The organism is Bacteroidales bacterium (genome assembly GCA_021648725.1).
Lineage (GTDB): Bacteria > Bacteroidota > Bacteroidia > Bacteroidales > JAADGE01 > JAADGE01.
This window is the reverse complement of sequence record JAKISF010000026.1, coordinates 38,892-52,499: the sequence shown is the minus strand read 5'-3', so window position 1 is coordinate 52,499 and position 13,608 is coordinate 38,892. Positions and strand designations below refer to the sequence as shown.

General features: G+C 32.7%; 11 protein-coding genes. 4 read left to right on the top strand and 7 right to left on the bottom strand.

All coding sequences use genetic code 11. The features are described 5' to 3' along the window. Positions 1 to 113 precede the first annotated feature (113 nt). Positions 114 to 524: a DUF3078 domain-containing protein gene (locus L3J35_10195; protein MCF6366558.1), complete on the bottom strand. Its 411-nt coding sequence runs from the start codon at positions 522 to 524 to the stop codon at positions 114 to 116. Positions 525 to 691: 167 nt separating this feature from the next. On the opposite strand from L3J35_10195, the gene L3J35_10190 reads away from it, so the two are divergent. The 3 genes from L3J35_10190 (at position 692) to L3J35_10180 (ending at position 7,044) form a co-directional block, all read left to right on the top strand. Further along, on the top strand, positions 692 to 4,534 hold the full coding sequence (locus L3J35_10190) for an immunoglobulin domain-containing protein (GenBank protein ID MCF6366557.1): 3,843 nt from the start codon (positions 692 to 694) through the stop codon (positions 4,532 to 4,534). Between the two features lie 220 nt (positions 4,535 to 4,754). Beyond that, positions 4,755 to 5,870, top strand: coding sequence for a hypothetical protein (locus L3J35_10185; GenBank protein ID MCF6366556.1), 1,116 nt, complete (start codon positions 4,755 to 4,757; stop codon positions 5,868 to 5,870). 484 nt (positions 5,871 to 6,354) lie between these two features. Further along, positions 6,355 to 7,044 carry a DUF3592 domain-containing protein gene (locus L3J35_10180; GenBank protein ID MCF6366555.1) on the top strand — a complete coding sequence of 230 codons (690 nt, stop codon included), beginning with the start codon at positions 6,355 to 6,357 and terminating at the stop codon, positions 7,042 to 7,044. A 110-nt stretch (positions 7,045 to 7,154) separates the two neighbouring features. On the opposite strand, the gene L3J35_10175 is transcribed toward L3J35_10180, so the two are convergent. The 6 genes from L3J35_10175 to L3J35_10150 all read right to left on the bottom strand — a co-directional run bounded on the left by L3J35_10175 (position 7,155) and on the right by L3J35_10150 (position 12,413). Continuing rightward, on the bottom strand, positions 7,155 to 7,454 hold the full coding sequence (locus L3J35_10175; GenBank protein MCF6366554.1) for a Dabb family protein: 300 nt from the start codon (positions 7,452 to 7,454) through the stop codon (positions 7,155 to 7,157). Positions 7,455 to 7,540: 86 nt separating this feature from the next. Continuing rightward, complete coding sequence (locus tag L3J35_10170; protein ID MCF6366553.1) at positions 7,541 to 8,077, bottom strand: hypothetical protein; 537 nt, start codon at positions 8,075 to 8,077, stop codon at positions 7,541 to 7,543. Positions 8,078 to 8,105: 28 nt separating this feature from the next. After that, positions 8,106 to 8,867 carry a hypothetical protein gene (locus tag L3J35_10165; protein ID MCF6366552.1) on the bottom strand — a complete coding sequence of 254 codons (762 nt, stop codon included), beginning with the start codon at positions 8,865 to 8,867 and terminating at the stop codon, positions 8,106 to 8,108. A gap of 10 nt (positions 8,868 to 8,877) precedes the next feature. Next, positions 8,878 to 9,972, bottom strand: coding sequence for an endonuclease/exonuclease/phosphatase family protein (locus tag L3J35_10160; protein MCF6366551.1), 1,095 nt, complete (start codon positions 9,970 to 9,972; stop codon positions 8,878 to 8,880). After that, positions 9,969 to 10,625, bottom strand: coding sequence for a hypothetical protein (locus L3J35_10155; protein MCF6366550.1), 657 nt, complete (start codon positions 10,623 to 10,625; stop codon positions 9,969 to 9,971). Before L3J35_10155 ends, L3J35_10160 begins: the two co-directional genes overlap by 4 nt. An 87-nt stretch (positions 10,626 to 10,712) precedes the next feature. Then, positions 10,713 to 12,413 carry a M3 family oligoendopeptidase gene (locus tag L3J35_10150; GenBank protein ID MCF6366549.1) on the bottom strand — a complete coding sequence of 567 codons (1,701 nt, stop codon included), beginning with the start codon at positions 12,411 to 12,413 and terminating at the stop codon, positions 10,713 to 10,715. A gap of 113 nt (positions 12,414 to 12,526) precedes the next feature. On the opposite strand from L3J35_10150, the gene porQ reads away from it, so the two are divergent. Continuing rightward, on the top strand, positions 12,527 to 13,603 hold the full coding sequence (gene porQ / locus L3J35_10145) for a type IX secretion system protein PorQ (protein MCF6366548.1): 1,077 nt from the start codon (positions 12,527 to 12,529) through the stop codon (positions 13,601 to 13,603). Positions 13,604 to 13,608 lie beyond the last annotated feature (5 nt).

Below are 13,608 nucleotides of genomic sequence, written 5' to 3'. Positions count from 1 at the left end.
ACACTTACCCCCTATATATACCGTAAAAATAAATACTATTTTTAAAAAGCAAAATTTCAAAGAACTTTTTATTATATTTTTCTTATTTTTACACAGTTATGATTAATCCTTAACTAAACGACATTGAATGCTGCATAGTACATCTTATCAGTTGCTTTAACACCTAATTTTGATGCAAAATCAAATTTATCATCAATTTTTAAGTAAGCAAGATTATCTTTTTTACCTTGAATTTTTTTTCCGTATCCTAAATCAAGAGTATTGTCCCAAAATATGTTTCCTTTTTTATAATTGGCGTGTAAACCTGCTAAACCGTTTATTGAAATTGAGTTTATACCTCCTGCTGCCCAATAAGTTGAGAATCCGGTTTGCCCAAATATTAAAGAGAATATACCTCCCTTCTCCCATCCGTCAGTTGTATCTTTACTTACCGTCTTTAAATCGTCTTCCTTTTCGGTAATCTGAGCCGAAGCAATATTTAATGAAATTATTACGGCAAAAAATAAAATAAATATTCTTTTCATTTTAATAAATAGTTAATGCGTTTATAATATTAAATTTGTGCAAATATAAATTACTGCCGGAAGTTATTCAAAAAAAAGATTTGCGGTAAGGTAAACTAAAACTGTGCAACCATTTTATAACAGAATCATCTTAGTTTTATTTAACATAATTTAATTTCTATCGTATTATGAAGCGAAATTTACTTTTTACCGGTATTATGTTGCTGTTCATAAACTTCGGATTTTCCCAGAAGGTAAAGAACAACAATATGATGAGCATAACTTGGGATAAAGAAACTCATGTTATTCGTTGTTCGGAATTTAACATCACTAAACCTTTAAGAGATATTGTTGCCGAGCACCCAATTATTGAAAATAAATCATATCCGTTTTCTGAATATCCGGATAAAAAAGGCAGACCTGTTCAAACATTTGAATATTCTGTTGAAAAAGACGGACCGAAATACGGTTCAGATCCTTCAATTATTCAGAAAGAATTCGGAAAATCTTTAACAAAAGGTTTAATACAAAATTGGGCAGGACAACAACCGAGTGTTGCATTCAGACCTTTTGATCCGTCAGGTGCAGCAAGTCCTAATCATTACATACAAATGATTAATGCTACAACTTATGCTATTTATGATAAAACAGGAACAGAATTACTAAGCGGAACATTCGGGGATTTATGGACTCCTTCAACAGGAAATGCGGGAGACCCTATTGTTTTGTATGATAAAGCAGCAGACAGGTGGTTTTTAAGTCAGTTTGGAAGCAGTAACGAAATGTTTATTGCAATATCCGTTACTAATGATCCTACAGGCTCATGGTACACATATACTTTTTCATCTCCTGATTTTCCCGATTATTTAAAATTTTCTGCTTGGCAAGACGGTTATTATATGACTGCAAATTATGCACAAAAAATATTTGCTTTTAACAGAGATAAAATGTTAGCAGGTGATGCAAGTGCAGAAGCAATTTATCAATCTTTTTCTCCCCCGCAAAGTGGTTTTTTCGTACCTCTTCCTGCAGATGCTTCCGACGGGGTAATGCCCGGAGCAGGAACACCTTGTCCTATATTCTCATATTCTGACGATGGTTGGGGCGGCGGAAACATTGATGCTGTAAACATTTACAATGCAAGTGTTACATGGGGAGCAACACCGTCAATGACGGTAACTTCTGCAGGAGCGATACCTACAGCTTCTTTTGATGCCTCGTATGATGCTAACTGGGATGACATTTCTCAACCCGGAACAACTCAAAAATTAGACGGAATCGGTGGTTGCCTTATGTACAGAGCACAATGGAAACAATGGGCAGGATATAATACAGTTGTTTTAAGTTGGGGTGTACAAATAAGTCCTACTCAAAGAGGAATCTTTTGGTGTGAACTGAGGCAAGATCAAAATACTGATCAATGGTCAATATATCAACAAGGGATTTATGCTCCGGGAACAGATTATTATTGGATGAGTAGTGCTGCTATGAATAACGCAGGAGATATTGCTTTATGTTATGCAAAAGCAAATTCGACAGATATATATATGAGTTTAGCTTATGCAGGACGTTATGCTTCTGATCCTTTAGGTACATTGCCGGTTGCAGAGGTAGTTGTTCAAGCCGGTGCAGGTTCTCAAACAGGAGGAAACAGAAACGGTGATTATTCTCAAACTTATTTAGACCCTGACGGTTACACGTTCTGGCATACAGGTGAATATTTAAAATCAGGAGGTACTCCGGGTACTCAAATTTATTCTTTCAGATTTTCAGAGCCTGATGCCCCTAATAATTTTGTTGCACAAGGTGTAAGTACTACGCAAATAGATTTATCTTGGGATTTAAATTCAAATAATAATCCCGCATTGATTGTTTGGTCATCTGACGGAACATTCGGTACACCCGTTGACGGAACGACATATAATGTAGGTGATGTAATACCGGGAGGAGGAGTTGTTTTGTCTTACGGTACTACACCGACTACATATAATCATACAGGTTTAACCCCTGCCACAACATATTATTATAAAGGTTGGTCGTATAAGTCAGATAATACTTATACAACAGGTATTACGACACTCGGAACAACTTTAACCGGAGACCCGATTAACTTCGCAGCAAATGCTGTATCAACATCTCAAATTGATCTTAGTTGGACTCTAAACGGTAACTCAGAAAATGTTTTAGTTGCATGGTCTGCTGACGGAACATTCGGAACACCTGTTGACGGAACAACATATAATATCGGAGATGCGATACCCGGCGGCGGAACAGTATTGGCTTACGGTACAAGTACCTCTTTAAATCATGGCGGACTGAATTCATCCACACAATATTTTTACAAAGCTTGGTCTAACCTCGGAGGAACTTCTTACTCTCCCGGTGTAATTGCTGATGCAACAACATTATGCGGTATTATTAGTTCATTTCCTTTCACGGAAGATTTTGAAGGAGGTGTGCTGCCTACTTGTTGGTCGTACGAAGGAACTTCTTGGACTTATGAAAACGGCGGGAATAGCGGCAATCCGGCATCTGCACATTCAGGTGTATTTAATGCTCTGTTTTATGTAAGTTCTTGGACTCCGGATGTCAGCAAATTAATAACACCGGCTATTGATATGTCAAATCTTGCTGATGCGACTTTGACTTTTTGGCATACACAAGCTGATTGGGCTGGTGACCAAGATGAGTTGAGAGTGTATTATAAAACAACTTCAGGCGGAACATGGAATTTATTACAAACATATACAAATAATATTGCCGCTTGGACACAAGAAACAATTATTTTACCAAATTTAAGCGGGACATATTACATTGGTTTTGAAGCAACAGGACAATATGGGTACGGAGTTGCAATTGATGATGTTCAAATTGACGGTACACCTGCTTGTAATGCTCCGTCTGTTCAAGCTTCAGGTTTTGGACAAAGTGTACAAAACTTGAATGACATAACGGTCTCTTGGACAAGAGGAAACGGTGATGCCGTAATTGTATTAGCTCATGAGGCAGGTCCTGTTGATACAAATCCTTCAAGCGGAAATGTTTATGCGGCTAATTCAGTTTTCGGAAGCGGGGACGAGATAGGTACAGGTAATTTTGTGGTGTATAACGGAACGGGAACATCAGTAAATATTACCGGACTAAATCCATCAACCGAATACCAACTTGCTGTTTATGAATACTTTAATACGGATGTATGTTATTTAAAACCGGGAGCAACAACCATTGCTTATACATGTTATCCTGCAGCTATAGTTTCGCAACCTCAAAGTACGGAAACATGTGACGGAAACGATGTTACTTTTAATATTTCGGTTACGGGGACAAACGTAAATTACCAATGGCAAAAAGACGGAAGTGATATTTCCGGGGCTACTTCTTCAAGTTATACCATAACAGGTGTAACTTCCGGAGATTTAGGTTCTTATACTTGTATTTGTACGGCCGATTGCGGAAGCCCTGTTACTTCAGATGCTGCAGTTCTGTCATTTGCCGTTGCTCCGTCAATAACTTCCCAACCTGTAAATGTTAATGCTAATGCAGGTGATAATGTTAATTTTAGCGTAACTGCTGATGGTACAAACCTAAGTTATCAGTGGAAAAAGGACGGAAATAATTTAACAGACGGAGGTAATATATCCGGAAGTTTAACAAGCAGCCTTACAATCAATTCAGTAGTTACCGCAGATGCAGGTTCCTATGATGTTGTAATTACAAATATTTGTTCTGCCTCCGTAACTTCTGATGCTGCAGCATTAAGTGTTACAGCCTCATCAATTAATACTCCGGAATCATTCGGTATTAAAATTTATCCTAATCCGAATAACGGAATGTTTAACATACTTTTCAATAATGATTTTAATAAAGCAAGTTATAAAGTTACCGATATTTCAGGCAAGGTAATTACTGAAAAGGGGATTCTGAGCAAAGGATTAAACACGGTTAATCTGACAAATGTTTCAGAAGGTATTTATTTTATATTAATAAATTATGACGGAAACAGAGTTTTCTCAAAATTAATTGTTAACTAATTTCAATATAAATCCAATTTAAAAAGCAGTTCTTTAAAGAACTGCTTTTTTCTTATATCCCTCTGTCTTTTACAAGAAATTAATAAAATCAAAAGTATATATATTGTATTTTGGTTTAGTTATATTATATTTGTATAAATAACGGTTTCTTGTTTATAAGAAAAACTGTTTTGAGACATTATAAAATATTAACATCTTACATATAAACAATATTACTATTATGGAAAACAAAAAAGTAAGCGAAAGCAAACAAAATGAGATTGTATGTAAAAATTGCGGTGCGAAATTAAACTTTGCTCCCGGAACAGACAGCTTGGAATGCCAATTTTGCGGTGCTTTAAATGAAATTGAAATTGACGAAGAAGCACGTAATGATGCAATACAAGAAATTGATTTCGAGTCATATATAAACGGACAAGTTGATACTGCTCCTAAAATTGAAGTTACTACCGTAAAATGTGACGGTTGCGGTGCAGAAACTTCTTTTGACCCGAATGTTGTTTCAGATGAATGTGATTTTTGCGGCAGCCCGCTTGTTTCAAAAGAAGCACATACTTCACAGGTTATTGCCCCAAAAGCTATGCTTCCTTTTAAAATTGGAAAAAAAGAAGGTTTTACACTATATAAAACATGGTTAAAAAAACTTTGGTTTGCTCCTAATAAATTAAAAAAACAAGCAAGACAAACGGAAGATTTAGCAGGAATTTATACTCCGTATTGGACTTATGATTCTGACACAAAAACAAATTATACAGGACAACGAGGAGATAACTATCAAACAACTGAAACATATTATGAAGACGGTCAAACTAAAACAAGAACAGTTACGAAAACAAGGTGGTCTTCGGTAAGCGGAAGAGTATCCAGATTTTTTGATGATGTGATGGTTCCGGCAAGCAATACTTTACCGAGAAAATATGTTGATAAATTAGAACCTTGGGACTTGCAAAACCTTGTTCCTTACGATACTAAATATCTTGCAGGTTTTAAAAGTGAAACTTATCAAGTAGGTTTACCTGACGGTTTTACATTAGCTAAAGGAAAAATGGATCCTGTAATAAGAGGTGATATAAGGCGAGATATCGGAGGAGATCATCAAAGAATTTCAACAGTTAATACGCAATATTATAATACTACATTTAAGCATATTTTATTGCCGATTTGGTTAAGTGCATATAAATATAAAGAAAAAGTTTACAGATTTATGATTAATGCCAGAACAGGAGAAGTTCAAGGAGAAAGACCTTGGAGTTGGATTAAGATTACTTTGGCAGTACTTGCAGGACTTGCAGTTATCGGAGGTTTATATTGGTTCTTTGGTGTTTACCAACAATAATAACCAGGGCTTGCTGAAAAACGCTAAACATGTTGTAATTCAACACTTTATGCTTGTGTTTTTTTGATAAAGTGCAAGGTTTCTGAATGAAACATCTTGAAACCCTTGCACTTATTTTAATAAAACTACCAAATTTTTGCTGCTCAGTTGCACATCTTTTTTGTAATTTATTCAATTTGAAGTATTTATATACATCTACTTCTCACAAAATCCAAAATAGACGCACATCTGAGCTTTTCAGCAAGCCCTAACTAACAAATTTATAAATAAAGAAAACAGGTTTCAGAATATCAAGAATCTGTTTTTTTTGTTCAAAATAATACCTGAGTTCGACATAAAAGCATTTCTATATCAAATAATATAATTAGATTTTATTTGCTATAAATACAAAAGCATTTTTTTATTATTCACAGAAAATTATTTGAATAAAAGTTATATTAATGAGTAGGCAGAAGTATAAAAATTATGAATGTAAAATAGTATTATGGGAAAATTCTCAAATAATAACAGAATAAAAAACAGCAACAACAGAATTATACAAGATTTAGGAAAATTAGACTTAAATAATAAGCATAAAATTGATTCTTTTCTTAGTTCAATCCGTTCCGAAGTTGCCGAATATTACGGGAAAGAAATCATGAATAGGGTTGAAACACTTATTCAAAATAAAAACATAAAGGCTGTTGCTGAAATCTTCTGCAATCCGAAGTTTTTGCTCTCTCGTTATAATCTGAAATACAGACTTTCCCGTATTGCATTCCCTATATTTTTACTTACATTGGGAGCGGTCTTGCTATTCGTAGGATTTAATCAAATAACCTTTGGAAAGCAAAGTGTTAATTGGCCGTCGACAAAAGGCATAATTATTTCTTCGGATTTAGTCAGAACCGCAAAAGTCGCAGAATATTTGGAAAGGATTTATTATGAATACACGGTTAACGGAAAAAGCTATATTTCAAACAAGGTATCCTTTTCTTATCAAAACCCGGATGCAACAGTCAAACGTTATCCAAAGGGCAAAAAAGTTACTGTGTACTATAGTCCGGACGACCCCGGTTTCGCAGTGCTGATAAAAGGTTATAAGTGGGGGATATATTTAGAGTTTACAGCAGGTGCTGTTTTATTAATTCTTGCAATGTGGTATTTCTACAAGATACTAAGTACAAAAAAATGATATAACGCAACTATTTAAAGTTAGAAATTGAGATTTGTTTTTGGAGGTCAAAACTGCAAATTTATAAAACAGAAAATATGAAACTTGCTTATTCTAAAACTAGCTTTTAATTAAAACTCAAAATCAACAACAGCTGTTCTGCCTTTTAAACTGCTGATTAATTCAAGAACTTTTTGATGTTCGGGATGAGATTTATAAGCTTCCAGTGTTTCTTTTGATTCAAATTCTCCTATAAGTACAAAATCTGAAGCAGTTGAAGCGTCAGAAATATTTATTCCTGTTTCAAATTTTTTTATTTCAGAAATTTGTGACGGCAGATTATCTAATGCTGTTTTAAGTTTATTTAATCCGTCATTTTTTTCATCGTCAGAAACCCCCTTTAATTTTATGAATACAATATGTTTAATCATGTCATTTACTTTTTGTGAACATATTTTTTTCAAAAGTATAAAAAAAGCCGGAAAAACCGGCTAAATTTAAAATGTAAATAATAAAATTATTTTTTAGCTACTGTAACCAAATAGGAAACTTCAACTTTTTCTCCATTTTTATTTATTGTAACTGTTGCACTGTTATCGTCTTTCGAATACATCTGCAGAGCTTCACCTCCCATATTCATATTCATGGCACTTGTCCAGCCGTTTGCTTTCATTTCTTTTGTAATTTCAGAAACAACATCTTTAAAATCTGCTTCAGGATTAATTACGACAGTAATAATATTTCCTTCTCCGGAGCTGATGCTTCCTGCTGATTCAATTTCACCTTTTACAAGAAATACATCTTTCGGAAAATCTTCAGGAATTTCATTTCCTTCATTTTTAATAGTAACTTCTGTGCCGTCTTCACCGCTTATTGTAATTTCTCCGTTATCACCGTCCTCATTGATGTCAATATCAATGTCTGAATTTGTGGCATATTCCGTTAAACCTTCAATCAAGTTTTCTGCAGCTTCTTCCGCAGCTTTTTCATCATTATTACATGATAATATAAACATGAATAATACCGCTAAAATAATTACACTAAATTTTTTCATTTTTTTATGTTTTTATTAGATTAAGAAATTACTTTTTGTTGAATCCTATCAAAATATCAAAAACAGGGAATATTCCGGAACCTTTCCCGAAAGGGTAATTCCCGTGAGTATAAATTACACCTGCTTTAACGGCAAATCTGTCAGATTTTAACCAAGAAATTTTAAGGTTATGTTCTAATACTAACCCCGGATTATTATTTATAAATATAAAACTGTTTAAATTGTAATCGTATTTAAAATTATTATAAAATATACCTGTAAAATTAATTCCGACATGCGGCGTGAACATATTATTTAAAGAGTACACTCTGGGGTAAACAATATGATATTCAATATCAGGAAAATCTGAATCTCCGATTGCAAGTGCAAAGTCAAAACCTACTTTTAAAGTTATTGTTTGTTCTTTAAATATTTTACTGACAAGCAAACTGTTGTTAAATTTAAAAATAGGAGGAACTATGCTTGTGTTGGGTAAAACGCCTCCCGTTCCTTCTCTTGAAAGTAAATTATACAAAATTGAAGGGTAAGTCAGTTTATGAACACTTGCAACGCTTACTCCTCCGTTTTTCCACTGTTTTTTTATTGCTGCATTCGGTATTACAAAAAACAGTAAAGGCTGAACAGATAATTCTGTATTATTTTTCAAACCCATTTTAAAAGGAGAAAAAAGGCCCATTTCCTTTCGCCCTTGTTCAAGTATATTAGTTGTATTATCAGACCATTTTAATGACTGGGCATTAATCACCTGAAAAGAAAGCAAACTGAGAATTATAATTATTTTAAATTTCATATTTCTTAACTTATTGATTAATAATGTATTTAACAGAAACAGGAGCATGGTCAGATAAAGGCATTGTATTTATTCCGCCTCTGTTTATATCCATATATACTATTCCGGTATTGCTTAAAAAGTATTTATTTGTGAATATATAATCAAGTTTTCTGTTCCAAAAACCGTCTTTATCTGATGTAAAAGTAAAGAAATGTGAATTGTTTGCTTCGTATCTTGACATTTTAATTGCAGGATTATAATCGTCGTAAAAGATATTCATAATACCTAACTCATCTTTAAAACTTTGACTTTCAAATTGTGAACCTTCACCGCATTTATCATCATCAAAATTTTCAAAAACAACGGAATTAGGAGGAATACTGTTAAAATCACCGCCGAGAATAAAACTTTTACCCTCTGTATTTGTTTTTTCAATTTCTGCTTTAATTTCTTTTAATTGTTTCTCTTTTGTTCCGTCAGTTGAATAAGCAGAAGTGTGTGTTCCGAAAAGAACAATTTCTTTTCCGCTTACGGTTATTTTTGATTTTAAAAGATTACGCCTTAAATAAAAATATTGAACAATTGCAGGGTCAGACTCTATTAATGATAACGGTATTCTTTCGCTTTCGGTTAATTCATATTTTGATAATATGGCGTTCCCTGAATTCATACGTCCTATTCCGTCACTCGGAACAAAATCTGACTTCCATTGAGAACCGTATATTCCGTAATTCAAATCAGTATTATCTAAAATATATTGAATTTGATCTACATAAGCTGAACGTTTTGAATCAACATCTGCTTCTTGAAGAAAAATGACATCGGGATTTAATTGTTTTATTCCTTCAACAAGAGACTGCATATTTGCAACAACTTCGTCTTCTGTCATTAAAACCCTGTCGCCGTAGCAATCGAAAAAGAAATCAATTCTGCCTCCTCCGAACTTTATATTCCAAGTTACAATCTTCAATGTATCAACAGAATTCGGAGTTTTTATATTTTCTGCCGTGTATTCAATAACTGCATCTTCCGGTGCATCGTTTTCAATAATATTATTAAAAGGGTCACATGCTGCAAACAATAATATTATACTGAAAAATAAAATTCTATTTTTTTTCATCATTTTGATTTGAGTTTTACTTTAAAGTCAGTGGTATAATCTTTTGAAAATATATCAAATAAACTTCCTGAAAATTCAATGCTTTTTTTATCGGAACTGAGCTCTGCTTTTTCGCTTTTCAACTTCTTAACTTCTGTTGCAAAATTAAACTTAAGCTTATAATTATAATAATCTTTCATTGATTCCATATCTTTATTATTAAATAAAGTATCATTTGAAACTTCCGGTGCATCATATATCAGTTTATATTTTCCTTTTAAGATAAATTTAGGCTTTTCGGTGGAATCGCCTAATATTTTTGAACCTAACAAATCACCTGTTTCTGCTGATAACAGTTTGTTTAACATCTCAATATCTTTATAATCATAAGATATAAATAATACTGTTTTATTATTTTTCCAACCGTATTCTACATTTGTTGCTCCCATTTTTTTGTATTCTTCGGCAACAGTTGCAAAAGATTCGTCTAAACTGTCTAAAGAGTTTTTATTTTCAAGAGAATCCATATTGCCCATAAAACTTATTAATGCAGAAATATCAATCTCCATATTTGATGTTCCTGACATATCTTTATTAAAAGTGTATTCTTGTGTAATATTGCAACCTACAGTAAAAAGAAAAAGAACAGAGGTCAATATTAAAATTATTCGTTTCATATGTTAAACTTATTAATTAATTCTTTACAAATATAAAAAAAATGATTGAATAGATGTGTTTATATAAACTTGTTTAAAACAAATTGATTATTTAAGTTTATTTAATTCAGTTTTTACAAAATCCATCAATTCAGAAATATATTCCTTGCTGAAATTAAATTCAATTCCTGCTGTTTTGTATATTTCGGGAATTGGAACTGAATAACCTAATTTCAGAGCATTTTCATAATCATTTAATGCTTTTTGAGGATTATTCTTAAAATTTCGCCAAACGGCAATTGCTCCGAGTTGTGCAATTCCGTACTCAATATAGTAAAACGGAACTTCAAAAATGTGCATTTGTCTTTGCCAAAGTGTTGAATAATATTTTTCATAACCCGACCAATCTACAACTGAACTGCCGAATTCCTTAGCAATTGAATTCCAAATTTCTTTGCGGTCTTCGGCATTGTGGTCAGGATTTAAATATAGTTGATGTTGAAACTTGTCAACCGTTGCTATCCACGGTAATACAGAAAGCACACCTTCCAAATGGTTTCTTTTAGCTCGTTTAAGGTCTTCATTCTCAGAATAAAACACATCCCAATATTCAGAAGAAATAAGTTCCATAGACATTGATGCGAGTTCTGCAACTTCGCTCGGAAGCTCTTTAAAATCTACAAGTTCCAAATCACTGCTAAGAAAAGAGTGAATTGCATGACCGCCTTCGTGCATCATTGTTTCTAAATCTCTTTGGTTGCCGGTTGCATTCATAAAAATAAAGGGAATATTGCTTTCGTAAAGAGGATAGTTATAACCTCCCGGAGATTTTCCTTTGCGAGAATTCAAATCAAGATAAGAATTTTCCTTCATAATTTTTAGATACTCGCCATATTTAGGACGAACTTTTGCAAAAACATATATTGCTTTGTCAATCAGCTCATTACCGTCTTCAAAAGGCTTAAGTGCGGGTTTTAAATCAATATCTACGGAAGTATCATAAGGTTTTAATATATCATAACCGAGTTTTGATTTTCTTTCTCCGTTAATTTTATTAATAATTGGTAAAACTTTTGATTTTATTGAGTTGTGAAATGAAATGCAATCATCAATCGTATAATCAAATCTTTTTAATGCCGAGTGCATATAATCTCTGTAATTATCAAAACCGGCATTTTCGGCAACTTTGTGTCTTAATTGAATAAGTTCAGAAAGCAAAGTATCTAATTTTTCGTTGTCTTTAAATCGTCTTTCGTGAATCATTTCAAAAATCTCTTTTCTCACTTCTCTGTCAGTATCTTTCAGAAAATTACCGGCTTTTTGCAATGTCATTTCTTCATCTTTATAATTTACCGTCATTGCACCCGAAATTGTTCCGAATTCACGTTCTTTTTGTTGAAGCTCAGAAAATAAATCAATGTTTTCTTTTCTGAAAAGTTCAATTGAACGTTTTATCTTCTTTTTGGCAACTTCGTATTTATTCTTATCAAGCTCGCTAAAAAACTCACTGTTAATCAGCTTCTTATCTAACACATCAGAATATTCCGAAACAACAGGCTCAATCTCTTTTACGAAAAAGTTAAAGCTTTCGGCAAGTTCTTTATCGGCAGTATTGCAGCTCATTTTAATATATCTCCATGCTGCATCTTCTTCCAAAAAAGCATTTGTTTCGCTTCTGTCTGCCCACCACCTTTTTAAATCTTCAACAGATTTGATCTTTCTTTCTTTTAAATTTTCCAAATAAGGAATAATGTCTTCTTTTGATTTAATAATTAAGTTCTCTTTTATAAAATTTCTTTTAGATTTCATCGTTAAAATTTAATTGAATTATTGCTCAAAATTAAATATACCGTTCAATATAAAAAAGTTTATCTTTGTATATTTGAGATTGGAAATTAAAAATTATTAAAAACATTTTCAATATGAAAAGAATTAATATAATTATTATTTTAATTGTTTTACCGTTTTTTATAAATGCACAAACAGGCGGAAAAGGTGTTTTTGATTTTTTAAATATTAACAGCTCTGCCCGAGTTGCTTCTTTAGGCGGAACAAATATTTCCATATATGATGAAGATTTGAATTTAGCATTCCAAAATCCTGCTTTATTGAATTCTGAGATGAACAATAAAATTTACATTAATTATTTGAACTATTTTGCAGGAATAAATATTGGTTCGGTCGGATATGCTTACAAGCACAAAAAATTCGGAACAATTTCTGTCGGTTTACAATATTTGAATTATGGAACTTTTACGGCTGCCGATGAAACAGGTATTATTTCGGGAGAATTTAATGCTTCGGATTATGCCCTGAATTTAATTTGGTCAAAAGATTTATTTAAAAATATTAAAGGAGGAGTAAATATTAAACCTGTTTATTCTCATGCCGAAGTCTATAATTCATTCGGAATTGTTGTCGATGCAGGAATTACCTATTATAAAACCGAAGAAGAATTTGCTGCATCTTTGGTTTTAAAAAACATAGGAACACAAATTAAACCTTATTATAAAGGGCATTTTGAAAAAGTTCCTTTTGATATTCAAATGGGAGTTTCAAAAAAATTAGCACATGCACCTTTCAGAGTTAATCTTACTGCACACAGCTTAAATAAATGGAATTTACGATATGAAATTCCGGAAAAAGTTACACAAATTTCTTTTGCCGATGAATCAGATACAAATAAAGGCGAAGTTCTTACAAATATTTTAGATAATTCTTTAAGACATTTGATTCTCGGAGTTGAATTAATTCCGCTAAAAAGTTTTTATGTTTCATTGGGTTATAATCATCAAAGAAGACAAGAAATGAAAATTTACGAAAAAGGCGGTACAGCAGGATTTTCCTGGGGCTTCGGTCTTAAATTAAAGAAAATGGGGATAAGTTTCGCAAGAGCAACTTACCACCTTGCCGGTGCATCAAATCATTTCTCGTTTTATTTTGATATGTCAAAAATGGGAAAAAAGAAAAATATCAAAATACAAACAAGTGAACAATAAGACAC